General features: G+C 76.3%; 28 protein-coding genes. 13 read left to right on the forward strand and 15 right to left on the reverse strand.

Annotated elements, in window-relative coordinates; genetic code table 11:
- The first annotated feature begins 44 nt into the window (after positions 1 to 44).
- On the forward strand, positions 45 to 818 hold the full coding sequence (locus KRAD_RS04990; protein WP_012084435.1) for an NAD-dependent epimerase/dehydratase family protein: 774 nt from the start codon (positions 45 to 47) through the stop codon (positions 816 to 818).
- Between the two features lie 47 nt (positions 819 to 865).
- On the opposite strand, the gene KRAD_RS04995 is transcribed toward KRAD_RS04990, so the two are convergent.
- Complete coding sequence (locus KRAD_RS04995; protein ID WP_012084436.1) at positions 866 to 1,831, reverse strand: PDR/VanB family oxidoreductase; 966 nt, start codon at positions 1,829 to 1,831, stop codon at positions 866 to 868.
- Positions 1,824 to 2,612, reverse strand: coding sequence for an MOSC domain-containing protein (locus KRAD_RS05000; protein WP_041291907.1), 789 nt, complete (start codon positions 2,610 to 2,612; stop codon positions 1,824 to 1,826). Before KRAD_RS05000 ends, KRAD_RS04995 begins: the two co-directional genes overlap by 8 nt.
- A 125-nt stretch (positions 2,613 to 2,737) precedes the next feature.
- Between KRAD_RS05000 and KRAD_RS05005 the strand changes: the two genes are divergently transcribed.
- Both KRAD_RS05005 and KRAD_RS05010 read left to right on the forward strand, forming a co-directional pair.
- Positions 2,738 to 3,256, forward strand: coding sequence for a DinB family protein (locus KRAD_RS05005; RefSeq protein WP_012084438.1), 519 nt, complete (start codon positions 2,738 to 2,740; stop codon positions 3,254 to 3,256).
- A 69-nt stretch (positions 3,257 to 3,325) separates the two neighbouring features.
- Positions 3,326 to 5,458 carry a methyl-accepting chemotaxis protein gene (locus KRAD_RS05010; RefSeq protein ID WP_012084439.1) on the forward strand — a complete coding sequence of 711 codons (2,133 nt, stop codon included), beginning with the start codon at positions 3,326 to 3,328 and terminating at the stop codon, positions 5,456 to 5,458.
- On the opposite strand, the gene KRAD_RS05015 is transcribed toward KRAD_RS05010, so the two are convergent.
- Together KRAD_RS05015 and KRAD_RS05020 are read right to left on the reverse strand one after the other, a co-directional pair.
- Positions 5,459 to 6,364, reverse strand: coding sequence for a YihY/virulence factor BrkB family protein (locus KRAD_RS05015; RefSeq protein WP_012084440.1), 906 nt, complete (start codon positions 6,362 to 6,364; stop codon positions 5,459 to 5,461).
- Positions 6,361 to 7,365 (reverse strand): GlxA family transcriptional regulator, encoded by a 1,005-nt coding sequence (locus tag KRAD_RS05020; protein ID WP_041291908.1) that lies wholly within the window; start codon positions 7,363 to 7,365, stop codon positions 6,361 to 6,363. The genes KRAD_RS05015 and KRAD_RS05020 overlap by 4 nt, the downstream gene beginning before the upstream one ends.
- 101 nt (positions 7,366 to 7,466) lie before the next feature.
- Here KRAD_RS05020 and KRAD_RS25880 point away from each other — a divergent pair, with 101 nt between their 5' ends.
- Positions 7,467 to 7,628 carry a hypothetical protein gene (locus KRAD_RS25880; RefSeq protein WP_157873481.1) on the forward strand — a complete coding sequence of 54 codons (162 nt, stop codon included), beginning with the start codon at positions 7,467 to 7,469 and terminating at the stop codon, positions 7,626 to 7,628.
- A 4-nt stretch (positions 7,629 to 7,632) separates the two neighbouring features.
- Here the strand turns inward: KRAD_RS25880 and KRAD_RS05025 are convergent, their stop codons facing one another.
- On the reverse strand, positions 7,633 to 8,784 hold the full coding sequence (locus KRAD_RS05025) for a type IV pilus twitching motility protein PilT (RefSeq protein WP_203417494.1): 1,152 nt from the start codon (positions 8,782 to 8,784) through the stop codon (positions 7,633 to 7,635).
- Between the two features lie 127 nt (positions 8,785 to 8,911).
- Between KRAD_RS05025 and KRAD_RS27805 the strand changes: the two genes are divergently transcribed.
- Positions 8,912 to 8,986 (forward strand): 50S ribosomal protein bL37, encoded by a 75-nt coding sequence (locus KRAD_RS27805; RefSeq protein WP_375791718.1) that lies wholly within the window; start codon positions 8,912 to 8,914, stop codon positions 8,984 to 8,986.
- A gap of 75 nt (positions 8,987 to 9,061) precedes the next feature.
- Here KRAD_RS27805 and rsrA read toward each other — a convergent pair whose 3' ends face one another.
- Genes rsrA through KRAD_RS05045 form a run of 3 tightly spaced genes read right to left on the reverse strand, consistent with a single transcriptional unit; the run spans position 9,062 to position 10,908 of the window.
- Entirely contained in the window at positions 9,062 to 9,334 is a 273-nt protein-coding gene (gene rsrA, locus KRAD_RS05035) for a mycothiol system anti-sigma-R factor (protein ID WP_012084443.1), read from the reverse strand.
- A complete protein-coding gene (locus tag KRAD_RS05040) occupies positions 9,331 to 10,104 on the reverse strand; it encodes a sigma-70 family RNA polymerase sigma factor (protein ID WP_012084444.1) in 774 nt (257 codons plus the stop codon). The genes rsrA and KRAD_RS05040 overlap by 4 nt, the downstream gene beginning before the upstream one ends.
- 36 nt (positions 10,105 to 10,140) lie before the next feature.
- Entirely contained in the window at positions 10,141 to 10,908 is a 768-nt protein-coding gene (locus tag KRAD_RS05045; protein ID WP_041292689.1) for an SOS response-associated peptidase, read from the reverse strand.
- Between the two features lie 87 nt (positions 10,909 to 10,995).
- Here KRAD_RS05045 and KRAD_RS05050 point away from each other — a divergent pair, with 87 nt between their 5' ends.
- The 3 genes from KRAD_RS05050 to rsgA are packed head-to-tail and all read left to right on the forward strand — an operon-like array spanning position 10,996 to position 14,008.
- Entirely contained in the window at positions 10,996 to 11,526 is a 531-nt protein-coding gene (locus KRAD_RS05050) for a DoxX family membrane protein (protein WP_012084446.1), read from the forward strand.
- A gap of 56 nt (positions 11,527 to 11,582) precedes the next feature.
- Positions 11,583 to 12,932, forward strand: coding sequence for a 3-phosphoshikimate 1-carboxyvinyltransferase (gene aroA, locus KRAD_RS05055; RefSeq protein ID WP_012084447.1), 1,350 nt, complete (start codon positions 11,583 to 11,585; stop codon positions 12,930 to 12,932).
- The gene (gene rsgA, locus KRAD_RS05060) at positions 12,929 to 14,008 is read left to right on the forward strand and encodes a ribosome small subunit-dependent GTPase A (protein ID WP_049821416.1); all 1,080 of its coding nucleotides are present in this window, start codon (positions 12,929 to 12,931) and stop codon (positions 14,006 to 14,008) included. Before aroA ends, rsgA begins: the two co-directional genes overlap by 4 nt.
- A gap of 15 nt (positions 14,009 to 14,023) precedes the next feature.
- Here rsgA and KRAD_RS05065 read toward each other — a convergent pair whose 3' ends face one another.
- Positions 14,024 to 14,686 (reverse strand): vitamin K epoxide reductase family protein, encoded by a 663-nt coding sequence (locus KRAD_RS05065; protein WP_012084449.1) that lies wholly within the window; start codon positions 14,684 to 14,686, stop codon positions 14,024 to 14,026.
- Between the two features lie 135 nt (positions 14,687 to 14,821).
- Here KRAD_RS05065 and hisN point away from each other — a divergent pair, with 135 nt between their 5' ends.
- Both hisN and KRAD_RS05075 read left to right on the forward strand, forming a co-directional pair.
- Complete coding sequence (gene hisN, locus KRAD_RS05070; RefSeq protein WP_012084450.1) at positions 14,822 to 15,649, forward strand: histidinol-phosphatase; 828 nt, start codon at positions 14,822 to 14,824, stop codon at positions 15,647 to 15,649.
- Entirely contained in the window at positions 15,646 to 16,422 is a 777-nt protein-coding gene (locus tag KRAD_RS05075; RefSeq protein ID WP_012084451.1) for a CPBP family intramembrane glutamic endopeptidase, read from the forward strand. The genes hisN and KRAD_RS05075 overlap by 4 nt, the downstream gene beginning before the upstream one ends.
- On the opposite strand, the gene KRAD_RS05080 is transcribed toward KRAD_RS05075, so the two are convergent.
- The gene (locus KRAD_RS05080) at positions 16,411 to 17,292 is read right to left on the reverse strand and encodes a universal stress protein (RefSeq protein WP_012084452.1); all 882 of its coding nucleotides are present in this window, start codon (positions 17,290 to 17,292) and stop codon (positions 16,411 to 16,413) included. The genes KRAD_RS05075 and KRAD_RS05080 overlap by 12 nt on opposite strands.
- 156 nt (positions 17,293 to 17,448) lie before the next feature.
- On the opposite strand from KRAD_RS05080, the gene KRAD_RS05085 reads away from it, so the two are divergent.
- A complete protein-coding gene (locus tag KRAD_RS05085) occupies positions 17,449 to 18,531 on the forward strand; it encodes a mechanosensitive ion channel family protein (protein WP_157873483.1) in 1,083 nt (360 codons plus the stop codon).
- 70 nt (positions 18,532 to 18,601) lie between these two features.
- Positions 18,602 to 19,288, forward strand: a complete 687-nt coding sequence (locus KRAD_RS05090; protein ID WP_012084455.1) for a SemiSWEET family transporter — start codon at positions 18,602 to 18,604, stop codon at positions 19,286 to 19,288.
- Positions 19,289 to 19,324: 36 nt separating this feature from the next.
- Here KRAD_RS05090 and KRAD_RS05095 read toward each other — a convergent pair whose 3' ends face one another.
- Complete coding sequence (locus KRAD_RS05095; protein ID WP_012084456.1) at positions 19,325 to 19,819, reverse strand: GNAT family N-acetyltransferase; 495 nt, start codon at positions 19,817 to 19,819, stop codon at positions 19,325 to 19,327.
- The gene (locus tag KRAD_RS05100) at positions 19,801 to 21,243 is read right to left on the reverse strand and encodes a glucose-6-phosphate dehydrogenase (RefSeq protein ID WP_012084457.1); all 1,443 of its coding nucleotides are present in this window, start codon (positions 21,241 to 21,243) and stop codon (positions 19,801 to 19,803) included. The genes KRAD_RS05095 and KRAD_RS05100 overlap by 19 nt, the downstream gene beginning before the upstream one ends.
- 274 nt (positions 21,244 to 21,517) lie before the next feature.
- Between KRAD_RS05100 and KRAD_RS05105 the strand changes: the two genes are divergently transcribed.
- The gene (locus KRAD_RS05105) at positions 21,518 to 23,509 is read left to right on the forward strand and encodes an anthranilate synthase family protein (RefSeq protein WP_049821417.1); all 1,992 of its coding nucleotides are present in this window, start codon (positions 21,518 to 21,520) and stop codon (positions 23,507 to 23,509) included.
- Here the strand turns inward: KRAD_RS05105 and KRAD_RS05110 are convergent.
- The 3 genes from KRAD_RS05110 to KRAD_RS05120 form a co-directional block, all read right to left on the reverse strand.
- Positions 23,493 to 24,170 carry a response regulator gene (locus tag KRAD_RS05110; RefSeq protein WP_012084459.1) on the reverse strand — a complete coding sequence of 226 codons (678 nt, stop codon included), beginning with the start codon at positions 24,168 to 24,170 and terminating at the stop codon, positions 23,493 to 23,495. The genes KRAD_RS05105 and KRAD_RS05110 overlap by 17 nt on opposite strands.
- Complete coding sequence (locus KRAD_RS05115) at positions 24,167 to 25,384, reverse strand: sensor histidine kinase (protein ID WP_041291912.1); 1,218 nt, start codon at positions 25,382 to 25,384, stop codon at positions 24,167 to 24,169. The genes KRAD_RS05110 and KRAD_RS05115 overlap by 4 nt, the downstream gene beginning before the upstream one ends.
- 76 nt (positions 25,385 to 25,460) lie before the next feature.
- Positions 25,461 to 26,096, reverse strand: coding sequence for a DedA family protein (locus KRAD_RS05120; protein WP_012084461.1), 636 nt, complete (start codon positions 26,094 to 26,096; stop codon positions 25,461 to 25,463).
- Positions 26,097 to 26,199 lie beyond the last annotated feature (103 nt).

Raw genomic sequence — 26,199 nt, forward strand, 5'->3', positions numbered from 1 at the left:
CTCGCGGGCTCGCCCGGGGGCGCGGGCCCTGGCACAGTCGGGCCGTGCTCCCCAGCGTGCCCCCCACCGCGTCCCGCACCGTGCTCCTCACCGGCGCCGCCGGCCGCGTCGCCGGCCAGCTGCTGCCCGGCCTGCAGGACTACGACCTGCGGCTGCTCGACCGCTCCGTCCCCTCCGCGCCCCCCGGGGCGGAGGTGGTCGAGGGGGAGCTCACCGACCGGGACCTGCTGGCCCGGGCCGTCACCGGCGTGGACACCGTCGTCCACCTCGCCGGCGACCCCCGCCCCGACGCGACGTGGGACGACCTGCGCGGGCCCAACGTGGACGGTTTCGCCGCCCTGCTGGGCGCGGCCCGCGAGCACGGCGTGCGCCGGGTGGTCTACGCCAGCTCGGTGCACGCGATGGGCCGCTACGAGGCCCTGGGCCGGGTGCCGATCGACCCGGCCTGGGCCCCGGCGCCCTGCTGCCCCTACGGGGCGACGAAGGCGTTCGACGAGGCCGTGGCGGGCGTGTTCAGCCACCGGTGGGGTCTGAGCACCATCGGGCTGCGGCTGGGCGCCACCGTCCCCGAGCCCGCCCAGCGCAGCCAGCTCCGCGGCTGGCTGGGCCCGGCGGACCTGCGGCAGCTGGTCGTGCGGGCCGTCGAGACCACCACGCCCGCCGGCGTCTACCCCGGCGTCTCGGGCGCGCCGGGCTCGCACTGGGACCTCACCAGCGCGGCGAGCGACCTGGACTACCACCCCCGGCTGGACTCCGGCCGCTACGCCGAGACCGTCGAGGACGACGGCACCGACGTCACCACCTGCCCCCACCCCTGACGGGCCGCCCGGCGGCTCCCGGCCGGGCCCGCGGGTCGCAGGTCGAGTCAGGGGCGGGCGGTCGTCGCCGGTGCCAGGACCAGCTCCCCGGACAGGCACCGGGACACGCAGGGCATGACGTAGCGCTCGCGCTCGTCGCCGGTGAGGACGAGGTCGCGGTGCTCGGCCTCGCCCGCGACCAGCCGCAGGCGGCAGGTGCCGCAGGTGCCGGACTCGCAGGAGGCGTCCACGTCCACGCCCCGCTCCCGCAGCGCGGTGAGCAGCGACCGGTCCGCGGGGACCTCGACCCGGGCCCCGGTGGGTTCCCAGACGGCGGTGAACGCCACCGGCCGGGCCCCGAGGGGGTCGACCCCGGCGAAGTCCTCCACGTGGACCCGGCTGGGGCGCCAGTGCGCGGTGAGGGCCAGGACCTCCTCGACGAGGGCGGTCGGCCCGCAGCAGTAGACGCGGGTGTCGGTGCCGTCCCCGCCGTCGGGGTCGGCCAGGTGCGGCCACAGGTCCAGCCGGCCCCGGGCGGCGCTGTGGTGCAGCAGGGTCCCGTCGGAGCTGAACTCGTCGAGGAAGGCCGTCTCGTCGGGGCTGCGGCTGAGGTAGAGGACCTCGACCTGCGCCCCGCCGCGGGCGCGCAGCTCGGCGACCATCGCCCGGATCGGGGTGATGCCGATGCCGCCGGCGATGAACAGGTAGCGCCGGGCCCGCTTGAGGGCGAAGTTGTTGGCCGGCCAGGTGACCTCGAGGACGTCGCCGGGGTGCACGTCGTCGTGCATGCTCACCGACCCCCCGCGCCCGCCCGCGTCGCGGCGCACGCAGATCGCGTACTCCCGCGGGGCGCGGGAGCCGGCGTCGACGAGGCTGTAGCTGCGCCGCGGCCCGGCGGGCGTGGTCACGGTGACGTGGGCGCCGCCGCGGTAGCCGGGCAGCGCCGCCCCGGCGGGGTCGCGCAGCACGAAGCGCGTGACGGACGGGGTCAGCGCGTGGCGCTCGGCGACGACGAGGTGCAGGACGTCAGCCAACGAGACCGCCCGGGGTCAGCTCGGCACCGGCGTGCAGGGTCCCGCCGTCGAGGACCTCGGCGTAGACGCCCAGGAAGTCGTGGCCGTAGGTCCGCGCGAGCAGCTGCGGGACGGGCAGGTCGCGGCGCCCCGTCCCCGGTTCGACCTCCGTCGCGGCGCAGCGCCGGGTGGGTGTCGTACCGCGCAGGCGCACCCCGCCGAGGGTGAACTCGCGCCCGACCAGGGCGAACTCGTGCCAGGCGGGCAGGCCGTCGAGGTGGACGTTGCCGCGGAAGCGCAGCGGGTCGACCTCGTGGCCGACCCGGCCGGCGAGGTCGCGGACCGAGGCGAGGTTGACCAGCGAGACGAACTCCATCTCCCGGTCGGAGTCCTGCGCGGTGTCGGTGAACCGGCGCCCCTCGTCGCGGGCGACGACGGGTTCGGTGCCGGGCGGCAGGTCCAGGACGCGGGCGTAGAAGGCCCGCAGGGCGGCCAGCCCCTCCTCGGTCCCGAGGTCGGCGGTCAGCACGCGGTGGCCGCGGACGTCCACGGCGTAGGTGCCCGTCGCGGGGTCGAGGTGGGTGGTGAGCGCGGCGAGGCGGGCCTCGGCGACGAGGACGAAGAACTCCCGCTTGGAGATCCCGTGCCGCAGCCCGGGCTCGTAGGCGCCACCGGGGCGGGCCAGGGCGATCGTGCGGTCGAAGGGGAACCCGCGCCCCGCGCTCAGCTCGACCCGCGTCAGCGGCTGCGGGGTCATGCCCTTGACCGGGTAGACGTAGAGACCGTCCACGTGCGCTGCCACGGCGCTCAGGGTAGCGACCCCGCCCCGCGCTCCCGCCCCGCGCTCCCGCCCCGCGCTCCCGCCCGAGACCGGGCACACCGGGTCGCCGGTGGCCCACCCCCGGTGATCCCCGTAGATTCGCGGTCATGACCCTCGTGCCCTACACCGCGGGAGAGAAGCCGAGCCTCGTGGCCAGCCTGCAGCGCCACCGCGAGGTGGTGCTGTGGAAGCTCGAGGACCTCGACGACGAGCAGCTGCGACGACCCGTGGTGGGCTCCGGCACCACCCTGCTGGGGACGGCGAAGCACCTCGCCAGCGTCGAGTACCGCTGGTTCTGCTCCGCCTTCGGGCGCCCCAGCGACGAGATCCCCGCCGAGGCCGTGGCCGAGGACCCGCAGGCCCACTGGCGGATCCACCCCTGGGAGACCACCGAGGGCGTCCTGGCCTACTACGAGCGCGCCCGCACCGCGGCCGACGAGGCCCTGCGCGAGCTGAAGGTCAGCGAGCGCGGGACGACGCCGGACGGGGCCGTGGTGACCCTGCGCTGGGCGCTGCTGCACGTGATCGAGGAGACCGCCCGGCACGCCGGGCACCTCGACGTCCTGCGCGAGCTGGTCGACGGGCGCACCGGGGACCACCGGCCGGCCCCGTCCGCGGCGTCCTGAGACCGGGGCGCCGCGCGAGTCGTCGCGCTCCGCGGTGAAGTTCCGGCCCCCGGTGGCCGATCAGAGGACGTGGCCTTCTCCCTGCGTCCCCGCACGCTCCGCTCGCAGCTGCTGCTGCCCGGGGTCGGTGCCGTCGTCGTCACCGCCGGCCTGCTGAGCGCCCTCTCGGCGTGGCAGGTCGAGGACCTGTCCCAGGACACCTCCCAGGACGTGCGGGCGATGTCCGAGCGCTCCCTGCACGACAGCGGGACCCAGGTCCAGACGACCGTGGCCACCCAGGCGTCGGCCGTGCAGGCCATGCTCGACTCCAACCTGCGGGTGACCACCGACCGCCTGGCGCAGTACGGCGGGCCGGCGCTCGACCCCGCCGAGACCGCCACCTGGACGGCGACCAACCAGGTCACCAAGGACAAGACCCCGGTGACGCTGCCGCGGCTGGAGTTCGGCGGCACCTGGCTGGGTCAGCAGGGCGACCCCGCCGCGACCGTGCCGGGCATGGACGAGGCGGCGCGCCTGACCGGGGCGGCGACCACGGTCTTCCAGCGCATGAACGCCTCCGGGGACATGCTGCGGGTGGCCACCACCGTCGTGGGCGCCAGCGGCACCCGCAACATCGGCACCTACATCCCGGCCACGAACGCCGAGGGCGCACCGAACGCGGTCGTGAAGGCCCTGCTGGCCGGGGAGACGTACCACGGCACCGCGATGGTCGCCGACCAGCCCTACGTCACCGTCTACGAACCGCTGAAGGTCGGTGACGAGGTCGTCGGCGCCGTGTTCGTCGGGCTGCCCCAGGCCGACGTCACCGCCGACCTGCGCCGCGCCCTGGCCGAGGCCACCGTCGGGACCTCCGGCTACTACGCGGTGTTCTCCGACGCCGCCGCGTCCGCCGGCACCGCGGTCGTGGCGCCGGAGGGCGCCGCCGACGGCGACGTCATGATCGACGCCACCGACGCCGACGGCGCCCCCTACGTCGCCGACCTCATCGCGGCCGCGAAGGAGCTGCCCGCCGGGGAGTTCACCACCCGCGACGTGACGCTGGCCGACGGCACGTATACCGTCGGGGTCTCCCGCTACCCCGCCTACAACTGGGTCGTCACCAGCTGGCTGCCCGACGCCGACACCGCCGCGGTCACCGACCGCATCGAGGCCGGCGGGAACAGCCTGGTCCGCAACACCGCGGTCCTCGGCCTGGTGATCGCCCTGGTGATGACCGGGGTCATCGCCGTGATGGCCGGCTCCATCGTCCGCCGCATCGGCCGGCTCACCGAGGTCCTGCGCCGGGTCGCCGGCCGCGACCTGTCCGCGAAGGTCCTCACCCCCGGCGGCCGGCACGCCGACGACGAGCTCGGCGCCATGGGCCGCGCCCTCGACGAGGCGACCGGCGCCGTGCGCGAGGCCCTCACGGCCATGAGCTCCGGCGCGGCCCGGGTCACCGACGCCGCCGACGCCCTGGACGGGGCCAGCAACCGCCTCGCCGGCGCCGCCGAGTCCACCGCCTCGGAGATCGTGCAGGTCACCGGGGACGCGACGTCGGTCTCCGCCGGGGTCCACGAGGTGTCCGACGCCGTCGAGCAGCTGCGCGCGGCCGCCGACGAGGTGTCGGCGACCACCAGCGACGTCACCGTCGTCGCCGCCGACGCGGTGCAGCTGGCGCACGCCGCCACCGGCACCGTCGAGCGGCTGGGGGCCAGCTCCCAGCAGATCGCCGACGTGCTGCGCACCATCACCGCGATCGCCGCACAGACGAACCTGCTCGCCCTCAACGCCACCATCGAGGCCGCCCGCGCCGGCGAGGCCGGGGCCGGGTTCGCCGTCGTGGCCGAGGAGGTCAAGGAGCTGGCCCGCCAGACCGCGCAGGCCACCGAGGAGATCGCCCCGACCCTCACCGCGGTGCAGTCCGAGGCCGCGGCCGTGCGCGCCGACATCTCCCGGATCTCCGAGACGATCGCGCACATCGACGAGCTGCAGTCGACCATCGCCGCCGCCGTCGCCCAGCAGCTGGCCACGACGACCTCCGTCAGCGGCACCCTGCACGCCGCCGCGGGCCGCTCCTCCGGCATCGCCACCGCCCTGGAGGGCACCGCCGGCGCCGTCCAGGGCACGACCGAGGAGGTCCGCTCGGTGCGGGCCTCGGTGGAGGACCTCGCCGCGGTGGCCGGGGCCCTGGACGCCGAGGTGCGCCAGTTCACCCTGCGCTGATCAGGGGCGGCGGTCCACCGGCGTGGCGCCGGCGCCGGGACGGGGCGCCCCGACCCGGTGCACGGCCCGGCGCCGCTGCAGCTCCAGGGTCACGGCGTAGCCGTAGACGGTCAGAGCGGTGAAGACCCACAGCCACAGGCACACCGCGACCGCTCCCCCGACCTGGGTGTACCCGCCGAAGGGTGCGCCCAGGTCGACGGGGATGGCCAGGAACAGCACGAAGCCCTGCAGGAAGCCCGACACGAACGCCCCGGTCGCGTACCCGCCCCAGATCGCCGCCCACCAGCCCGGCCGCACCGGGCCCAGCACGCGGTAGACGTAGACGAGCACCGGGGAGACGACGAGCCAGTCGACGTTCAGGGCGATGTAGACCCCCAGGGCGGAGCCGGGCACGCCGCTGCCGAACAGCCGGACCAGGAACGGCGCGACCTCCAGGACGGCGAGGAAGCCCGCGGGCGCCAGCAGCAGCAGCGGCAGCGCCTTGAGCCGCACCTTCCACGCCCCGATCCGCCCGCGCACCGCGGGCGGGGCCGGCTCGGGGTGGCGGACGCTGACCCGGGCGAAGCCGCGCCGCAGCCCCTCCCCGTAGACGGTGGCCGGGACGAGCGCGACCAGGGCGGGGACCCAGCCGACGTCGACGGCCGTGGCGACCAGCCCCCGCACCACCTCCCCGGCCCCCTGGGCCGTGGGCAGGGCCCGGCCCACCGACCCGGCCAGGTCCAGGACCCGCTCGGGGCCGATGAGGGCGGCGAGCAGGCGCACGACGACGACCAGGGAGGGCACCAGCGCGATGGCCGCGTAGAACGTCACCCCCGCCGAGACGAGGAACAGGTCGTGCCCCTGCAGCCGGGTGCGGACGTCGGCGAACAGCGCCCGCAGCCAGGCGTGCGCGCGGTGACCCCTCACGCGCCCGCCGGCATCAGCCGGACCGCGACCGGGGCGCGGGCCCCGCGGTAGGTGCGCCGGTAGGCCGTGGGGGTCGTCCCGACCAGGCGGAGGAAGTGCTGGCGCAGCATGGCCGCCGAGCCGAACCCGCACCGGCGCGCGACCTCGTCGACGCTCTCGTCGCCGTCCTCCAGCAGGGCCCGCGCCGCGGCCACCCGCTGCTCCAGCAGCCACCGGTGCGGGGTCACCCCCGTCTCGGCGCGGAAGCGGCGGGCGAAGGTGCGCGGGGACACGGCCGCCCGCCGCGACCAGCCGGCGACGTCGATGTCCTCGTCGAGGTGCGCCACCGCCCAGGTGAGGGCGTCCTGCAGCGACGCGTCGGCGCAGGCCCGCACGGGGGCCTCGACGAACTGCGCCTGCCCGCCGTCGCGGTGCGGGGGGACGACCATCCGCCGGGCGATGGCGGTGGCGACGGCGCTGCCGTGGTGGCGGCGGACCAGGTGCAGGGAGAGGTCGATGCCGGCGGAGGTCCCCGCGCTGGTGGCGACGGGGCCGTCCTCGACGTAGAGGACGTCGGGGACCACCTCGACCAGCGGGAACCGCCGCGCCAGCTCCGCGGCGTGGCGGTAGTGGGTGGTGGCCCGCCGGCCGTCGAGCAGCCCGGCGTGGGCGAGGGTGAACGCGGCGCTGCAGAAGCTCGCCACCGTCGCCCCGCGCTCGACCGCGGCGTGCAGCCGCTCCCGCAGCCGCTCCCCCGCGGCTCCGCGGTGCAGCTCCGTGGGGGTGACGATGACGAGGTCGGCGTCGTCGAGGCGGTCCAGGCGGTGCTCGGCGGTCAGGCTGAAGCCCTGCCGCGACCCGACGGGCCCGGCCTGCTCGGTGCACACGGCGAAGCGGAACGGCGGGACCCCGTCGTCGGTGCGGTCGATGCCGAACACCTCGCAGGCCACCGAGAACTCGAAGGCCGAGAAGCCCTCGCCGACCACGACGGCCACGTCGTGCAGGTCACCGGCCACCCCCATGGGGCGCAGTCTGCCAGCGATCAGCTCCCTTGGCAGGATCTGGACGAACGTCGGCAGATCTGCCACTCGGCGCCCGCCGGCCCGGCGACGACGCTGAGGACGTGACCTCGGACCTGACCGCCCTGGCGGTCCTCCTCGTCCTCCTCGTCTTCGCCCTGGCCGCGCCGCGCTGGGGAGCCGACACCCGCGCCTCGCGCGAGTGGTCCCCGGGCGGTCCGGCGCCCCACCCCGCCCGCCGCGGGGAACCGCCGCGGGCCGGGTGAGCCCTCAGGCGACCAGGCCCAGCCGGCGCAGCTCGACGGCGAGGTCGTGCGGGCTGGAGGCGGCGTCCTGCGCGTCCTCCAGGGTGACGACCCCGTCGCGGACCAGCGCCACGAGGTGCTGGTCGAACGTCTGCATCCGGTAGTACTGCCCCTCCCGGATGAGGTCGGTGATCTGGCTCGTCTTGTCCGGGTCGGAGATGGCGTCGGCGATGCGGCCGGTGTTCACGCACACCTCCATGACCACGCAGCGCCCGGCGCCGTCGGCGCGCGGGACCAGCCGCTGGCAGACGATGCCGCGCAGGGACCCGGCCAGGGCCAGGCGCACCTGCTTCTGCTCGTGCGGGGGGAAGAAGTCGATGATGCGCGCGATGGTCTCGGCCGCGTCGATGGTGTGCAGCGTCGACATGACGAAGTGCCCGGTCTCGGCGGCCGACAGCGCCGCCTTGACCGTCTCCTGGTCGCGCATCTCGCCGACGAGGATGACGTCGGGGTCCTGGCGCATGGCCGCGCGCAGCGCGGTGGTGAAGTCCGCGGTGTCCAGGCGCACCTCGCGCTGGCTGATCATCGACCGGTTGTCGGTGTGCAGGACCTCGATGGGGTCCTCGATGGTCACGATGTGGCTCTCGCGCACGGTGTTGATGTGGTCGATCATCCCGGCCAGCGTGGTCGTCTTGCCCGAGCCGGTGGGGCCGGTGACCAGCAGCAGGCCGCGGTGCTCCAGGGCGAGCTGCTCGATGACCGGCGGCACGCCCAGCCCGGCCAGCGGCACGGCCTGCGCGGCGACGCGGCGCAGGACCAGCCCCACCGAGCCCCGCTGGCGGAAGGCGTTGACGCGGAAGCGGCCCGCGCCGTGGGGCAGGCTGTAGGCGAAGTCGGCCTCGTGGGTGCGGGCGAACTCCTCGACGAGGTCCGGGCGCAGGATCTGCTCCAGCATCCGCTCGGTGACGTCCGCGGTCAGCGCGGGCGCCTGCAGGGCGCGCAGCCGGCCGTCGATGCGGATCCTCGGCGGGGAGCCGGCCTTGCAGTGCAGGTCCGAGCCGCGCAGGTCCACCAGCGCGCGCAGGTAGGGCGCGATGAGCGCCTCCGCGGGCGCCGCGACGTGCCCGGCCGCGGCCGCGGCGGGCGCGGTGCCTTGGTTCCCCTGCGTGATCGTCACCGTCGGGGCATCGGGTGCCCGGCGCCCGACCTTGAGCACCCCTCACCCCGTGGGACCATGGACGGCGAACCGACGTCCGGGGGCTTCCCGCCCACCGGCGCACCGACCAGCGATGGAGGAGGAGCTCATGAGCAAGCGAGGCCGCAAGCGCCGCTCGCGCAAGGGCAACGGCGCGAACCACGGCAAGCGCCCCAACGCCTGAGCGAGCCGCTCACGCACGACGCAGGCCCCGGACCGATCGGTCCGGGGCCTGCGTCGCACGCGGTGGGCGCGGTGCTCAGCGCGAGGTGACGACGACCTCGGTCATCTGCACGAGGATGCGGGCGCGCAGCGTGGCCGGCGCCTCCTCGCAGGGGCAGCCGTCGCGGATGACCCGCTTGAGCTTCTCGTCCTCGGCCAACTGCTCCACGCAGCTCGCGCACTCCTCGAGGTGGGCCTTCAGCTGGACGCAGTCCAGGTCGGCCATCTCGCCGTCGAGGTACTCGAAGGCGCGCTCCAGCACCTCCCGGCAGCGGCCCAGCTCCCCCGTGCTCGGTCCCGACGCGCTCACGACGCTCCCTCCGTCTCCGGTACGGCACCCGAGACCCCGCGGCCGACGGCGTAGTCGCGCAGCAGCTCGCGCAGCAGACGACGACCGCGGTGCAGCCGGGACATCACCGTCCCGATCGGGGTGCCCATGATCTCGGCGATCTCCTTGTAGGCGAAGCCCTCGACGTCGGCGAGGTACACCGCCAGCCGGAAGTCCTCCGGCACCTGCTGCAGGGCCCGCTTCACGTCGGAGTCCGGCAGGTGCTCCAGCGCCTCGGTCTCGGCCGAGCGCAGCCCGGTGGACTGGTGCGACTCCGCCCGGGCCAGCTGCCAGTCCTCGATCTCGTCGGAGTGGGACTGCTGCGGCTCGCGCTGCTTCTTGCGGTACGTGTTGATGTACGTGTTCGTCAGGATCCGGTACAGCCACGCCTTGAGGTTGGTCCCCGGGGTGAACTGGTGGAACGCGCCGTAGGCCTTGGCGAAGGCGTCCTGGACGAGGTCCTCGGCGTCGGCGGGGTTGCGCGTCATGCGCAGCGCGGCGGAGTACAGCTGGTCCAGGAAGGGCAGCGCGTCGCGCTCGAAGCGAGCGGCGCGCTCGTCGGCGCTCTCCTCGGAGGGGGCCCTGTCGGTCTGTTCGGTCATCGCGTCCGAGGGTAGGCCCTGCGGGACGGCGCCGCGCGCGGCGCGGGGACCCCGGCCGTCGCGGCGACCCGGTGGACCGGCGGTCGTGCGCGGCTGTCCCCGGCGCGCGTCGACCCTGCGGGAGGGCTCGAGAGGTGGGGCGAACGACATGCCCTGGTCAACGCGGGCGTCCCGGTGACCATTCCGTCACGCCCGCGGCGGTTCCCCCGCGCCCGGGTCCGGCGCGCCCCCGCGGTCCGCCGGCGGGACGGGGCGCACCCGCAGGGCGCCGCTGCGGAGGAGGTCGTCCGGGACGGCGGCGAGGAGCGAGCGCACGTCGTCGGCGTCGTCGAGGGAGGGGTCCAGCCAGGCGTCGCGCAGGTCGCGGGGCACCACCAGCGGCACCCGCCCGGGCCGGGGCTCCGGCCCCGCGCCGGCCGCGGTGGTGACCACGGCGAAGCTGACCAGCCAGCGGGCGGGGTCCCCGGGTGCCCGGGCCGGGTCCTTCCAGAAGTCGTAGACCCCGGCCAGCGCCAGCACCGACCCGTCGGCGGGCTCGACGGCGACGTCCTGCCCGCCGGGGCCGCCGTCCGCGGTGGCACCGGCGCCGGAGCCGTACCAGGCGTCGGCGGGGACCAGGCACCGCCGCAGCAGGGCGGCCTCCGCGGTGGCCGGGTCCTCCAGGAGGGTCTCGGCCCGCACCTCGGCCGTCCGCGCACCGCCGGAGGCGTCCTGCGCCCGTGCGGGCACCAGCCCCCAGCGCAGCGCCCGCAGCGAGCGGGTCGGCGGGGCGTCCTCCTCGTCCTTGCGGAAGCGCTCCAGGACGACCGGCGCGGTCGTCGCGGGGACGACGTCGGCGGGGAGGGCGCCCGGCGCGCCCGTCCCGGCCGGGGCGGCGGCCAGGGTGTTGTCGTCGACCTCGAACTCCACGGCGAGCTCGTCGACGTCTCGACGCAGGGCGTAGCGGCTGGGCACGGGGGCCACCCTGCCACCGGGCGGCGGCACCGGCCCCCCGTCGGCCCCGCGTTCGCGGTGATCACGCGGGTGCGGTAGGCAACTCCCATGACTGCAGTGCGACGAGTCGCCCGCCCGATGCTCGCGGCGATCTTCATCAAGAACGGGATCGACCAGGTCCGCAACGCCCGCGACCTCGCCCCCTCGGCCGAGCCGCTCGTGCACGGCGTCTCCGGCGCGCTGCGGCTGCCCGACGACCCGGTCCTGCTGGTCCGGCTCAACGGGGCGGCCATGGCCGGGGCCGGGGTGCTGTTCGCCCTGGGCCGGGCCCCGCGGCTGGCCGCCACCGTGCTGGCCGTCACCGCCGCCCCCAGCGCCTACGTGAACCACCCCTTCTGGTCCGAGCGGGACAAGGCGGTGCGCGCGGAGGTCCTCCAGGACTTCCTCACCGACCTCGGCCTGCTCGGCGGGGCGCTGCTGGGCTCCGTCGACACCGCCGGCAAGCCCGGGGCCCTGTGGCGGGGCAAGCGCGCCGGCCGCGACGCCCAGCGGCTGGCCAAGCTCGCCGCCCGCGAGGCCGTGCACGCGGCCGAGGTGGGCAAGCGGGACGTCCAGCTGGCCGCGGCCAAGCTCTCCTGACCCCTCCGCCCCCACTGCCGTGACCGCGCCCGGGGGTCGGCTGCGAGGATGCTCCCGTGACTGAGGACGACCCCGCCCGCACCCCGGGCAGCGCAGGACCCACCGACCGGTTGTGGGCGGCCCCCACCGCCGCCGGCCCCCTGGACGCCGTGGTCGCCGTGCCCGGGTCGAAGTCGCTCACCAACCGCTACCTGGTGGTGGCGGCCCTGGCCGAGCGGCCCTCGCTGCTGCGCGGCCCGCTCGCCTCGCGCGACACGCTGCTCATGGTCGACGCCCTGCGCCTGCTCGGGGCCGACGTCGCCGAGGGCGGCCGCGACGCGCCGGGCGTGGACCCGGCGGACTGGGTGGTGCGACCGGGACCGGTCACCGGCGGCGCCCGGATCGACTGCGGCCTGGCCGGCACCGTGATGCGCTTCCTGCCCCCGGTGGCGGCCCTGGCCGAGGAGCCCGTCCACTTCGACGGCGACGACCGCGCCCGCGAGCGCCCGATGGGGGCGGTGCTCGACGGCCTGCGCCAGCTCGGCGCCCTCGTCGACGACGGCGGCCGGGGGCTGCTGCCCTTCAGCGTCCAGGGCCCCGCGGGTGGCCTGCGCGGCGGGCCGGTCCGCATCGACGCCTCCGCCTCCAGCCAGTTCGTCTCCGCGCTGCTGCTGGTGGGGGCCCGGACCCGCGAGGGCCTGGAGCTGGTCCACGAGGGCCCGCCGGTGCCGAGCGAGCCGCACGTGCGGATGACGGTGGAAGTGCTGCGCGACGTCGGGGTCGTCGTGGACGACTCCACCCCCGGCCGGTGGTTCGTCGAGGCCGGGGAGATCAACCCCCTCGACGTGCAGGTCGAGCCGGACCTGTCCAACGCCGGTCCCTTCCTCGCCGCGGCCGCGGTCGCGGGCGGGCGGGTGCGCGTCCCGGGCTGGCCGCAGTCCACGACCCAGGCCGGGGACCTGCTGCGCGACGTGCTGGACCAGATGGGCGCGGAGGTGAACCTGGACCGCGAGGGCCTCGTGGTCGAGGGCACCGGCGAGCTGTACGGCATCGACCTGGACCTGCACGAGGCCGGTGAGCTGGCCCCGGTCATCACCGCCCTCGCCGCGCTGGCCTCCTCCCCGACCCGGCTGCGCGGCATCGCCCACCTGCGCGGGCACGAGACCGACCGGCTGAAGGCGCTGGTCACCGAGGTCAACGCCCTGGGCGGTCAGGCCGAGGAGACGATCGACGGGCTGCTGGTGCGCCCGCGGCCGCTGCACGGCGGGGTGTTCCGCACCTACGCCGACCACCGGATGGCCACCGCCGGGGCGCTGCTGGGCCTCACCGTGCCCGGCGTCCTCGTGGAGGACGTCGCCACCACCCGCAAGACGCTGCCGGACTTCCCCGGGATGTGGGCGTCCATGCTCGCCGGGACCCCGGCCTGAGCCCGGGTCAGCGCGGTCCCCGCGCGCGCTGGGACGAGGACGACGTCCGGGTCCGGCCCAACCCGAAGGGGTCGCGGCCGCGGACCAAGGAACGCCCCGCGCACGCCGACGCCGTCGACGGGTTCGTCGTCGCCGTGGACCGCGGGCGCTCGTACTGCCTGGTCGGGGAGGGCACGCCGCAGCAGCGCGTCGTGCGGGCGATGCGCGCGCGCGAGCTGGGCCGGCAGGGCGTCGTCGTGGGCGACCGCGTCGGGCTCGTGGGCGACGTGTCGGGGACCCCGGACACCCTGGCCCGCATCGTCCGCATCGACGAGCGGCGCACCGCGCTGCGCCGCTCCGCCGACGACACCGACCCCATCGAGCGGGTCGTGGTCGCCAACGCCGACCAGCTCGTGGTCGTCACCGCCGTGGCGAACCCGGAGCCCCGGTCCCGGCTGGTGGACCGGTGCTTGGTCGCGGCCTACGTGTCGGGCATGCAGCCGCTGCTGTGCCTGACCAAGGGGGACCTGCGCCCGGCCGAGGAGGTGCTGGGGACGTGGGCCCCCTTCGGGCTGGACGCCGTGGTGACCTCGCGCGGGCCGGAGGGCCTGCTGGGGCTGGCGGAGGTCCGCGAGCGCCTGGAGGGGCGCACGAGCGTGCTCGTCGGGCACTCGGGGGTCGGGAAGTCGACCCTGGTGAACGCGCTGGTGCCCGACGCCGACCGCGCCACGGGCCACGTCAACGCCGTCACCGGCCGGGGGCGGCACACCTCGACGTCGATGGCGGCGCTGGCCCTGCCGGGCGGCGGGTGGGTGATCGACACCCCGGGCATCCGCGGCTTCGGGCTGGCCCACGTCGACCCCGAGGCCGTGCTGCGCGCCTTCCCCGACCTGCTGCCCGGGGAGCGGGAGTGCCCGCGCGGCTGCACCCACGACGAACCCGACTGCGGCCTGGACGGGTGGGTCGCGCAGGGGCGCGCCGGGGCGGCGGGGGCGGTGCGGCTGGCCTCCTTCCGCCGGCTGCTGGCGGCCCGGCGGCCCGCGCGCGAGGACCAGGTCGGTCCCGACGAGCCGCCCGAGGTCCCTGTCGACGCCTGACGCGGGTCGCGCGGGTCAGAGCAGGGTCGACCAGTAGGACCAGAACTTCGTGGCCACCATGGCCAGCACGGCGGCGTAGCTGAGGACGACGAGCAGGCCGCGGTAGTCGACGACGGTGCGCGCCGCCCCGCGCAGGGCGGCGGGCACCGGCACCAGCCCGCGGTCGAGGCCGTCGGCGAGGTGGGTCCAGAAGGTCGGGATCACCACCGCCCACACGACCACGCAGTACGGGCACAGGGCGTGGATGGAGTACAGGCTCTGCACGACGAGCCAGCCGACGAAGACCATCCCGAGGGTGATCCCCAGCAGGTAGCCGCGCTCGACCCAGCGGGGCAGGGCGGTGCGCGAGAGCACGAGGACGCCGAGCGTCACCGAGACCGCGAAGGCCGCGATGCCGAGGAGCGGGTTGGGGAACCCGAACACGGCCGCCTGCTCCGTCTGCATGACGCTGCCGCAGGACAGGACGGGGTTGAAGCTGCAGCTGGGGACGTAGGCGGGGTCCTGGAGGAGCCTGATCCGCTCGACGGTGAGGGTGAAGGCCGCGACGAACCCCAGGACGCCGCCGAGGACCAGCAGCAGCCCGCGGGTGCGCGGGGACACCGGCAGCGCGGACAGGTGCCCCTCGGGGGCGAGGTCGGAGCCCTCCTCGACGTCGGTCCGGTCCGTCGTGTCGGCCATGGGTCCCCTCCACCTCGCGTCCCGGGGTGGCGCCCACCCCGCTCCCAGCATCCTCGACGTGCCTGGGCGGCACCTGAACGGGTCGCCGGGGCCGCGTCCGCGGCCGCGCGGGGCCCGGGCGGTAGGTTCGCGGGCGTGCCCGCCCCCACGACCGCCCCCGCCGGCCAGCGCCCCCGCTACGACGACGACCTGCGCCTGGCCCACGTCATCGCCGACCAGGTCGACGGGGTGACCACCGACCGCTTCAAGGCCCAGGACCTGCGGGTGGACACCAAGCCCGACCTGACCCCCGTCAGCGACGCGGACCAGAGCGCCGAGGAGCTCATCCGCTCCCAGCTCCGGCGGACCCGCCCGCGCGACGCGGTGCTGGGCGAGGAGTTCGGCCTCGTCGGGCACGGGGCCCGGCAGTGGGTCGTGGACCCCATCGACGGGACGAAGAACTTCGTGCGGGGGGTGCCGGTGTGGGCGACGCTCATCGCCCTGCTCGACGACGGCGAGCCGGTGGTCGGGCTGGTCTCGGCGCCCGCGCTGGGCCGGCGGTGGTGGGCGGCGACGGGCTCGGGCGCCTGGACGGGACGCAGCCTGTCCGCGGCCTCGCGGATGTCGGTGAGCGCGGTGGCCGACCTGTCCGACGCGTCCTTCGCGTACTCCTCCCTCTCCGGCTGGGAGGAGTCGGGTTCGCTGGAGGGGTTCCTCGGCCTCTCCCGCGCGGTGTGGCGGACCCGCGGGTTCGGGGACTTCTGGTCCTACATGCTGCTGGCCGAGGGCGCGGTCGACATCGCCGCCGAGCCGGAGCTGGCGCTGCACGACATGGCCGCCCTGGTGCCGATCGTCACCGAGGCCGGGGGGCGGTTCACCTCCCGCGCAGGGGTCGACGGCCCGCACGGCGGGAACGCCGTCGCCACCAACGGGTTGCTGCACGAGGCCGCGCTGGGCTTCCTGGGGACCCCCGCGCAGCCGTGAACCCCGCCGTCGTCGTCGACCCCCGCGCCCGGCGGCTGCTGGTCTGGGAGGTCCTCGCCGTCTTCGCCGTCTCGCTGGGGATGAGCGGGGTCCGGGCGCTGGTGCGGTTCGTGGGGATCCTCACCGCGCCGGAGGCGATCAACGCCCAGACCTCCACGGTGCTCGGCAGCTACGCCCCGGACCGGCCGTGGCTGGACCTCGCCCTGCAGCTGGTGGCGATCGCGTCGGGGCTGGCCCCGGTGTTCCTCGTCGGGTACCTCATGGCCCGCGGCGGGGAGTCGCTGCGGACGCTGGGCTTCGACGGGCGCCGGCTGGGGCGGAACGTGCTGGCGGGGCTGGGGCTGGCCGCGGTCATCGGCGGCTGCGGCCTCGCGCTCTACCTCGGCGCCGTCGCCGCGGGGATCAACACGAACGTCGCCGCGTCCACCCTGCCCGACGTGTGGTGGGCGGTGCCGGTCTCGGTGATGGCGGCCGCGGAGAACGGGGTCCTGGAGGAGGTCCTCGTCGCCGGGTACCTGCTGCACCGGCTGTCGCAGCTGGGGTTCCGCTGGTTCCCCGCGCTGGCGGTGAGCGCGCTGCTGCGCGGTTCCTACCACCTGTACCAGGGCCTGGGCGGGTTCATCGGCAACGTCGCGATGGGCTTCGTGTTCGGGTGGGTGTACCAACGCTGGGGCCGCACGACCCCGCTGGTCGTGGCGCACACCGCCATCGACGTCGTCGCGTTCGTCGGGTACGCGGCCCTGGTCGGGAAGGTGGGCTGGCTACCCGGGTAGGACGACCACCGGCACCGGCGCGTGGCGCAGGATCCTCGTGGCGCGCGAGCCGAGGAACACCCGGGCCACCGGGCCGTGGGGCCGCGACCCGACGACGAGCAGCTCCCCCGGCTCCCAGTCGACGGCGTCGAGGGCCTCCCGCCAGCCCTGCCCGGCGCCGACGGCGGTCTCGGCCTCCGGCGGCAGCGCCCCCTCCTCGCTCAGCACCCGCAGGCTGCGGTGGGCCTGCTCGGTCCAGGCGTCGAGGACCTCCTCCTCGGCGCGCGGGCCCAGCACGGAGACCGCGGGCGCCCACGGCGCCGGGCCGCGCACGGCGAGGGTCAGCACCCGCAGCCGCGCCCCGACCCGGTCGGCGAACCGGCGGGCGCGGGCCACGACCTCCCCGTCCTCCCCCGCCGCGGCGCAGGTGACGCGCGGGGTCCCCGCTCCCCCGCCGCGGTGGCCGCGGGGGGCGAGGGCCACCGACAGCGGCGAGGAGTGCAGGAGGCGGCCGGCGGTGGAGCCCACGACGACCTGACCGGGCCGGCCCCGCGGGGAGGACCCCAGGACCAGCGCGGCGGCCCCGGTGCCGGCGGCGAGGTCGACGAGGGTCGCCGGGACGGAGCGGCCGGGGCGGGCCAGGAAGCGCACCTCCGCCCCGGGGGCGGTCCGGGCGAGGTGGGCGCGCGCGGAGGACTCGGCCGAGGCGGCCAGCACCGCGGACCACCCCTCGAGCTGCGCGTCGACGGTCGCGGGCGTGGTCGCGTCCCACGGCCCGGGCAGCACGGTCGCCACCGACAGCGGGACCCCGAGGCCCCGGGCCAGCTGCGCGGCGAGGTCGAGCGTCGCGCGCCCGCCCTTCCCGGGCAGGTAGGCGGCGAGGACGGTCACGGGGGTGATCGTGCCCGTGGCGGCGGGAGGTGCGCACCTCGGGGAGGACGTGTGCGCGCGCCCTCCCGGCGTGACCAGCCCCTGCGGCGTCACCTACGGTGGCCGGGTCCCGGGACGTCGATGTCCGTTCTCGATCCCCTGAGGAGCCGCTCCCCCGTGAACATCAGCACCTCCGTCTGGCTCACCCTGGCCGTCGCCGCGGTCTCGGCCGCGCTGGCCGCCCTGCTCGGTGAGGCCGTCGCCCTCGGCGTGCGCCGGCTGGGCCGCAAGCGCGAGATCCTCGCGACGCTGGCCCAGCGCGGTCGCCGTCCGCTGGCGGGTTTCCTCGCGACGCTGGCGGCCCGGACCTCCCTCGGCGTCTACACCCGGGCGGCCGACTGGCGGGACCCGACGTTCTCCGTCCTCAACCTGCTGACGGTCGCCTTCGCCGCCTGGCTGGCCGTCGTCGCCGTGAACGTCGTGCAGGACGTGGCCCTGCTGCGCTACCGCATCGACGTCGCCGACAACCGCCGCGCCCGCCAGCGCCGGACCCAGGTCACCCTGGTGCGGCGCGTGGTGGTGGCGCTGATCGTGGTGGTCGCCGTGGCCTCCGTGCTGCTGACGATCCCCGGCGCGCGCGGGGTCGGGACGAGCGTGCTGGCCTCGGCGGGGCTGCTGTCGGTGGTGGCCGGCCTCGCCGCGCAGACGTCGCTGGCCAACATCTTCGCGGGGTTGCAGATCGCGTTCACCGACGCCATCCGCGTCGACGACGTCGTCGTCGTCGAGGAGGAATGGGGGAACATCGAGGACATCACCCTCACCTACGTCGTGGTCCGGTTGTGGGACCAGCGCCGGCTCATCCTGCCCTCGACGTACTTCACGACGACCCCGTTCGCGAACTGGACGCGGAACTCCTCCGACATCGTGGGTGCCGTCGAGCTCGACGTCGACTGGAACGTCCCGGTGGAGCGGTTGCGTTCGCACGCAGAAGCTTTCGTGAAGGACCACCCGTTGTGGAACGGCCAGACGTACGTCCTGCAGGTGACCGAGGCGAGGAACTCGTTCGTCACCCTGCGGGTGCTGGTCAGCGCGGACTCCGGCGGGGAACTGTTCGACCTGCGCTGCGCGGTGCGCGAGGAGCTCGTCGGGTTCCTGCGCCGGGAGCACCCCGACGCGCTGCCGAGGCTCAGGGTCGCGACCCCGCCGCCGGTGCACCTGCCGCAGCAGCACGACGGGCGGCGGTCCCCGCACGGGGTGTGACCCAGGTCTCAGTGCCGTTCCGGGACCGGGTGCTCAAGGAGGGGCGGGGCGGGCGACGACACACAGGCACGTGCCTGCTCCCGCCCTCGTCCCCGCCCTCGGCCTCGTGGCCGCCGCCATCGGCATCCTCACCGGTGTCCCGCAGGTCCTGCGCCTGCTGAGGAACCCCGACGCCAGCGGGCTGTCGTACTCCTCGGCGATCCTGGGCGTGCTGTCCTCGGCGACGTGGCTCACCTACGGCACGCTGCTCCTGGACCCCGCGCAGCTGGTCGCCAACGTGCCCGGCCTGGGCTGCGCGGTCGTCACCGTGGTGCTGGCCGCGCGGCGGCTGGGGGTGGCGCTGACCCCGGCGCTGGCCGCGACGCTGGCCTGGGTGCCGGTCGTCGTCGGCGCCCACGTGGCCGGCGGGGCCGCGGCGGTCGGGGCGGTCGCCACCGCCGTGTCGCTGGTGCGGATGCTCCCGCAGGTCCGCACCGTCCTGCGCCGCGAACCCCTGCACGGCCTGGCGCCGGCCGGGTTCGTCCTCACCCAGGTCTCGGCCGCGCTGTGGACGGTCTACGGCTGCGCGACCGGGCAGGTCTCGGTGGTCGTCTGCTCCGCGGTCTCCGCGGTCCTCGCCGGGATCGTGCTCTCCCGCTGCTGCCCGCCGCTGGCGGTGGCCCGCGCCCTGCACTCCGGGCGCTTCGGCCTCCCCGGGCGGCTGCTGGTGCGGCCGCTGGTCCTGCTCCGCCGCGCCACCCTCACCCTGGCCGCCTGACCGCCTCCCCCGGCCCCGCCGGGACCCTCCGCGCGTTCACGGCCGGTGGGCCGGCGCTCGGCGCCGGAGGGTCTTGGCCAGGTGCACGAGGGGGACGCCGCGGTCGTCGGCGCTCTCCGCCGTGCGGGTGTACCCGGCCCGCTCGTAGCGGGCGACGTTCTCCGCCGACCCGCCCCCGGTGAACAGCCGGAACTCCGAGACCGACTGCGGCGCAGCGTCCTCCGCCGCCCGCAGCAGTTCCGTCCCCAGTCCCCGCCGCTGCTGGTCGGGGGCGACGGCGAGCCGGCCCACGTGGCCGGTCGCCCCCTCCACCCGCACCCGCACCGACCCCACGACCCGACTGCCGCGCAGCGCGACCAGCACGACCTGGTCCGCGATCGCCGCCCGCACCGCGTCGAGGTCCTCGCGCAGCGGGGGCAGGAACGGGTCGCCGTAGCGCTGGGCCTCGGCGACGAAGGCCGCGCGCTGGACGGTGAGCAGTTCCCCCGCGTCCTCGTCCAGCGCGCGACGGATCACGACCTCAGGAACCACTGCCCCGGTTCCGCGAGCGCGTCGGCGGCTTCCGGGCCCCAGGTGCCCGGCGCGTAGGGCAGCACCGCGGGGCGGTCGTTCGAGAACCGCTCGATGCAGGTCCACGCCGCGCGCAGGCCCTCGACCCCGGTGAACAGCGACCGGTCGCCGGTGAGGACGTGCTCGATGAGGTGGACGTAGGGCAGGGCGGGTTCGCCCAGCCCGGCCAGCGGCAGCGTCGCCGTCCCCTGCGTCGTGCCCCCGGCCACGCCCGGCTCGCGCACGGTCAGCGCCACGTCGACCGCGCCGCCCTCGAGCAGCGAGAAGCTGATGGTCGAGGGCGCCGTCGCGGACCCGGCGTAGGGACCGTCCTCGGGGGTCCTCAGGACGAGGGTGACCCGCTGCTCGTCGGCGGTCATCCTCTTGCCCGAGCGCAGCAGGAACGGCACCCCGCGCCAGCGGTCGTTGTCGATCCACACCCGCGCCGCGGCGAGGGTGTCGGTCGTGGAGTCGTCGGGGACGCCGTCGATGTCGGTGTAGCCCTCGAACTGCCCCAGCACCACCTCGGCCGGGTCCAGCTCGCGGAAGTCCTGCAGCGCGGCGTCGCGCGCGGCCTGCAGGGCCCCGGGGCCGAGGTCGGCGGGGGGTTCCATGGCGACCGTGGCGGCCATCTGGAACAGGTGGGTCACGATCATGTCCAGGAACGCGCCGGTCGCGTCGTAGAAGCTTGCGCGCTGGGCGACGTCGAGGGTCTCGGCGACGTCGACCTGGACCTGCGCGACGTGCTCGCGGTTCCAGATCGAGGCCAGCCACGGGTTGGCGAACCGGGCGTGCATGACGTCCTGCTGCGCCTCGAAGGCCAGGAAGTGGTCGATGCGGAAGACCTGGGACTCGTCGAACACCCGCTGGACCTCGGCGTCGAGCTCCTCGAAGCTCGCCAGCGAGGTGCCGTAGGGCTTCTCGTAGACGACGCGGGAACCCTCGACGAGACCGTGCGCCTCGAAGCCCTTCGTGGTGTCCAGGAAGGCCCCCGGCGGGATGGCCAGGTAGTGCACCAGCTCCGCCTCGCCCCCCAGCGCCTCGCGGGCCTGCGCCAGGACCCCGGGCAGCTCGCCCGAGTCGGCCTCGGTGAACCCGCCCCCGGCGAACAGCAGGTTCGCGGCGAACTCGTCCCAGGGGCCGTCGGCGGGCTGCGGGCCGAACTCCTCCAGCGCCTCGCGGATGAAGTCGCGGAACTCCTCGTGGGTCTTCTCCCCCCGCCCGCACCCGATCAGGCGCCACTGCCGGGGCAGCCGGCCCAGGCGGGCGAGCTCGAAGAAGGCCGGGGAGACCAGCCGGCGGGAGAGGTCGCCGGTGGCGCCGTACATCACGAAGATCGTGGGCTGCTCCGGGCCGGACCCGTCGGCCGGGCTGCCGGACTGCGCTGTCTGCGGTGCGGTGGTCACCCGCGCACCGTATTGCCTCCGGGCCGGGGCCGCGCCCCTGCCCGCGCCCTTGCCCGCGCCCGGCCGGCGCGGTCTAAGGTGTCCCCGTGACCACCACCGCCCCCCTCCGGGGAGCCTCCGCCGCCGGCGCGCCCGCGCCGCGCCGCGGTGCGTGGTGGTGGGTGTCGGCGGTCGCCTGACGCTCGTTCGTCCCGGTGGCCGCCTCGTCGAGGAGGCCGACCCCGTGGACGCCCCCTCGCCGGGCGGCTCCCCCAGCCCCTCCGAGGAGAACCCGATGACACCCCCGCAGACCCCCGCGGACCCCGAGACCACCGCGGACGAGCTCGTCGCCGAGCTGCTGGCCCCCGGCGCCGGTCCCTTCGCGCTGCTGCGCCGCCTCGACCCGCGCACCGGGGTCCCTGGCCCGGTCGAGGTGCTGCGCGGTCCCGTCGAGGTCGTGGAGCACCTCGCCGACGTCCCGCTGCGCGAGCGCACCGCCCGCGACGCGCTGGCCCTGGTCCCCTTCCGGCAGCTGCGCGAACGCGGGTTCGAGGTCCACGACGACGGCACCCCGCTGCAGGTGCTGCGCATCGACTCCGCCCGCGACCTCTCCCTCGAGGACGCGCTGCGCGCCCTGCCCGACGCCGAGGTCGCCCTGCGCGACGTCGCCCCCGACCTCTCCGACGACGACTACGCCGCGGTGGTGCGGCGCATCGTCGACGAGGAGATCGCCCAGGGCTCGGGCGCGAACTTCGTCGTGCGCCGCGACGTCGACGGGGTGATCGACGGGTTCTCCGCGACGACGGCGCTGAGCCTGTTCCGCCGCCTCCTCGTCGCCGAGCAGGGCGCGTACTGGACCTTCGTCGTCCACGTGCCGGGGGACGCCGGAGCCGGTCGCAGCACGTCCCGCACGCTCGTGGGGGCCAGCCCCGAGGTGCACGTGCGGATGGCCCGCGGCGAGGTCGTCATGAACCCCATCTCGGGCACGTACCGCTACCCCGCCACCGGCCCCGACCCCGACGGCCTCGTCGAGTTCCTCACCGACCCCAAGGAGGTCGAGGAGCTCTTCATGGTGGTCGACGAGGAGCTGAAGATGATGTGCTCGGTCGGCGACCTCGGCGGGGTCGTCCACGGGCCGTACCTGCGCGAGATGGCCAACCTCGCCCACACCGAGTTCGAGCTGCGCGGGCAGACCACCCTGGACGCCCGGGAGGTGCTGCGCCAGACCATGTTCGCCGCCACCGTGACGGGCAGCCCGCTGCAGAGCGCGTGCCGGGTCATCAAGCGCTTCGAGCCGTCCGGGCGCGGGTACTACGCCGGGGCGCTGGCCCTGCTGGGCACCGACGCCGACGGCGCCCAGACGCTGGACTCCCCCATCCTCATCCGCACCGCCGACGTGCGCGCCGACGGCCCCACCGCGCGGGTCCGGGTGTCGGTGGGCGCGACCCTGGTGCGCGGGTCCACCCCCGAGGGCGAGGTCGCCGAGACCCACGCGAAGTCCGCCGGGGTCCTGCGCGCGCTGGGGGCGCTGCCCCCGCTGCCGGCCCGCACCGGCGCCGACGGCGCCCCGGTGCGGCGCGTGCCGCTGCTGGCCGACCCCCGGGTCGCCACCCTGCTGGCCTCCCGGCGCGACCGGCTGGCCCCGTTCTGGCTCGAACCGCAGGCCCAGCCGGCGGGTTCGCCCCTGGGGCGGGCGCTGGTGGTCGACGCCGAGGACACCTTCACCGCGATGCTCGTGCACCTGCTGGCCTCCGCGGGGCTGCGGGCCCGGGTCCTGCGCCACGACGACCCCGCCCTGGACGCCGCGCTGGCCGCGCACGAGGGGCTGGTGCTGCTGGGCCCCGGCCCCGGCGACCCCGAGGACGCCTCGGACCCCCGCATCGCCCGTCTGCAGGACCTCGCCGCGCGCCTGTCCGACGCCGCGCGCTCGGGCGGCAACCCGCTGCTGGGGGTCTGCCTGGGCCACCAGCTGCTGTCGGGAACGCTGGGTCTGCCGTTGCGACGCAAGGACTCCCCCCACCAGGGCACCCAGCTCGACGTGGACCTGTTCGGCACCACCGCGCGGGTGGGGTTCTACAACTCCTTCACCGCCCGCGTCGACGGGGCCGCGATCGCCCGCCTCGGCGCGGACGGCGTCGAGGTCGCGACCGGACCGGCCGACGAGGTCGTGGCGGTGCGGGGGCGGGGTTTCGCGGGCATCCAGTTCCACCCCGAGTCGGTCCTCACCCAGGACGGGCCCCGGGTGCTGCGCTCGCTGGTGGAGCCCCTGCTCACCGGCCGGGGCTGACCAGCCCGATCTCGTAGCCGAGCACGACGGCCTGGACGCGGTCGCGCAGCCCCAGCTTGGTGAGGACGCGGCTGACGTGCGTCTTGGTCGTCTGCTCGGCGATGAACAGCTCCGCGGCGATCTCCTGGTTGGACAGCCCGCGGGCGATGCAGACCAGGACCTCGCGCTCGCGCGGGGTGAGGTCGGCCAGGGCGGCGGGGACGTCCACCGCGCGCCGGCGGGTCGAGACGAAGTGCTCGATGAGGCGCCGGGTGATCCCCGGGGCGAGCAGCGAGTCGCCCCGGGCGACGGCGCGGACGGAGTCGACCAGGACCTCCGGGGTCGCGTCCTTGAGCAGGAACCCGCTGGCCCCGGCCTGCAGGGCGGAGAACACGTAGTCGTCGACGTCGAAGGTCGTCAGCACCAGCACCCGCGGGGCCGGGTCGAGCCCGGCGGCGAGGATCCGCCGGGTCGCCTCCAGCCCGTCGAGGACGGGCATCCGGACGTCCATGAGCACGACGTCGGGGGTGGTCGCGGTGACGACCTCGACGGCCTCCTCCCCGTCGGCGGCCTGCCCGACGACCTCGACGCCGGGCTGGGCGTCCAGCAGCGCCGAGAACCCGGCCCGGATCATCGCCTGGTCGTCGACGACCACGGCCCGGACGGCTGGTGCGGAGCTCACGCCCCAGGCTCCCACGGCAGGGCGGCGCGCAGGAGGAACCCGCCGTCCGCGGTGGGGGCGGCGGAGACGGAGCCCCCGAGCAGCGCGGCCCGTTCCCGGACCCCCACCAGCCCGTGCCCGCCGGCGTCGGCGGCCGGGGCGGGACCCTCCGGCGCGGGGCCGTTGCGGACCTCCACGACGATCCCCGGGTCCGCGCGCCGGACAACGACCTCCACGTCCGCCCCCGTGGCGTGCCGGACGACGTTCGCCAGCCCCTCCTGGACGATGCGGTGCACGACGATCCCCGCCGACGGGGGCAGCGCGTTCTCGCCCAGCGCGGGGTCGACGTGCAGGCGGACGGTGGACCCGGCGCGCCGGGCCCCCTCGGCGAGCTCCCCCAGCCCGTCCAGCCCGGCCCGCGGGACGAGGTCCCCGCCGTCGCCCCGGCTGCGCAGGACGCCCAGCAGCGTGCGCATCTCCGCGAGCGCGGTCCGCGCCTGCGCGGCGATGTCGTCGAACTCCGCCTGCGCCGCGGGCGGGAGGTCGGGGATGCGGTAGCGGGCGGTGGTGGCCTGCACGCCGATGACGGACATGCTGTGGGCGACGACGTCGTGCAGGTCGCGGGCGATCCGGTTGCGCTCCTCCAGGACAACCCGGCGGGCCTGCTCGGCCTCGGTGTCGCGCCGGGAGCGGGCCAGTTCCTCCCGCACCCGGCGGCGGGCGCCGACGACGCTGCCCGCGCCGAGCAGCAGCGCCGAGTTCGAGCCGTAGACGACGAGGTCGGTCCAGGCGTCGTCGACCCACGTCACCGCCCAGGAGTCGACGGTGAGGAGGTCGGCGACGGCGACCAGGGCGGTGGTCAGGGCGAGGCTGAGCGCCCACGCCGCCAGCCCCAGCCGCCACTGCCGGCGGACGCCGAGGACGGTGAGCAGGCAGCCGTAGGTCAGCAGGGCGGGCACGGTCCACGGCCAGGGGCCGGCCTGCGGGTCGGCGGCGAGGGCGACGAGCAGGACCCCGGCCAGCGCGCTGGCCACGGCGAGCCGAGCCCGGACGAGGGCGAGGACGAGCCCGGCGCACTGCAGGAGCACCGCGCCCGTCGCCACCCCGGCGGGCACCCCGTGCACGCCGGCGGTGACCGGGGCGCCCACGGCGTACAGGGTCAGGGCCAGCAGCACCACGACCGCGCGCGGGGTGGCCAGCGGCCGCAGCCGCGCCCGCACCGACGACGGCAGCACCGGGCGCGGGAGCCGGCGCGGGCGCCGACGCAGGAGCCGGCGCGGACGCGGCGGCCGGGGCGGACGGGGGGCGGTCTCAGACCGGGGACGACGCCGCACGGAGCCCACCCCCCGGACGGACCGCACGCAGGGCCGCCCCCGCGAGGGCCTTCGCGCCCAGCAGGACCGCGGCGAGCGCGAGCCCGCCGAGCACCGCCAGCCCGGGCCGGTCCAGGACCTCCTCGACCCGGCTCGCGAGGCGCTGCCCGGTGAGCACGCCGAGCCCGACGAGCACGCTGACCCGCAGCGCGGTCAGCAGCGCCGTCCAGCCCAGGAAGCGCCGGTAGCCCACCCCGGCGTAGCCGGCGGCGAGGAAGGCGGGCACCGCGCCCACGTCGACGAGCTTGGCCCCGGCCACGACCGACCCGAGGCGGTCGGAGACCCGGCGGCACCACGTCGCGCGCCGTCGCGCGGTGAGCCCCAGCCGAGCGGTGAGCCGCGCGGCCCGGGGGTGGCGCTCGGCCCGGCGCCCGGCCCGGCCCAGCAGGTAGAGGGCGCTGTCGAGCACCAGGTCCGTGCCGAAGGCCAGCAGCCACACCAGGACCAGCGCGGCGTGCCCGGCCCCGACGAGGGCCCCTCCGGCGAACGTCGCCACCGGTCCCTCCAGGGCCATCGCCGGGGCCAGCACCGCGTAGGGCCCGCCCGTCCCCGCTCCCACGTCCACCACGTCCACCCGGTTCCCCTCGCCCGACCCGCCCCTCACCGGGCAGTCAACCGCCGCCGGGTCCGGGGTGTCGTCCCCCGCCGGAGCCGTTCCCGCGTGGGACCCCGGTAGG

Source organism: Kineococcus radiotolerans SRS30216 = ATCC BAA-149, assembly GCF_000017305.1.
GTDB classification, from domain to species: domain Bacteria; phylum Actinomycetota; class Actinomycetes; order Actinomycetales; family Kineococcaceae; genus Kineococcus; species Kineococcus radiotolerans.

Coding starts and splice junctions, on each gene's coding strand:
- KRAD_RS05005 (WP_012084438.1), top strand. CDS start 2,738: ATGACCCTCGTGCCCTACACCGCGGGAGAGAAGCCGAGCCTCGTGGCC.
- KRAD_RS05065 (WP_012084449.1), bottom strand. CDS start 14,686: ATGGCCGACACGACGGACCGGACCGACGTCGAGGAGGGCTCCGACCTC.
- KRAD_RS05020 (WP_041291908.1), bottom strand. CDS start 7,365: ATGGGGGTGGCCGGTGACCTGCACGACGTGGCCGTCGTGGTCGGCGAG.
- KRAD_RS05050 (WP_012084446.1), top strand. CDS start 10,996: ATGACTGCAGTGCGACGAGTCGCCCGCCCGATGCTCGCGGCGATCTTC.
- KRAD_RS05040 (WP_012084444.1), bottom strand. CDS start 10,104: ATGTCGTTCGCCCCACCTCTCGAGCCCTCCCGCAGGGTCGACGCGCGC.
- KRAD_RS05105 (WP_049821417.1), top strand. CDS start 21,518: ATGACACCCCCGCAGACCCCCGCGGACCCCGAGACCACCGCGGACGAG.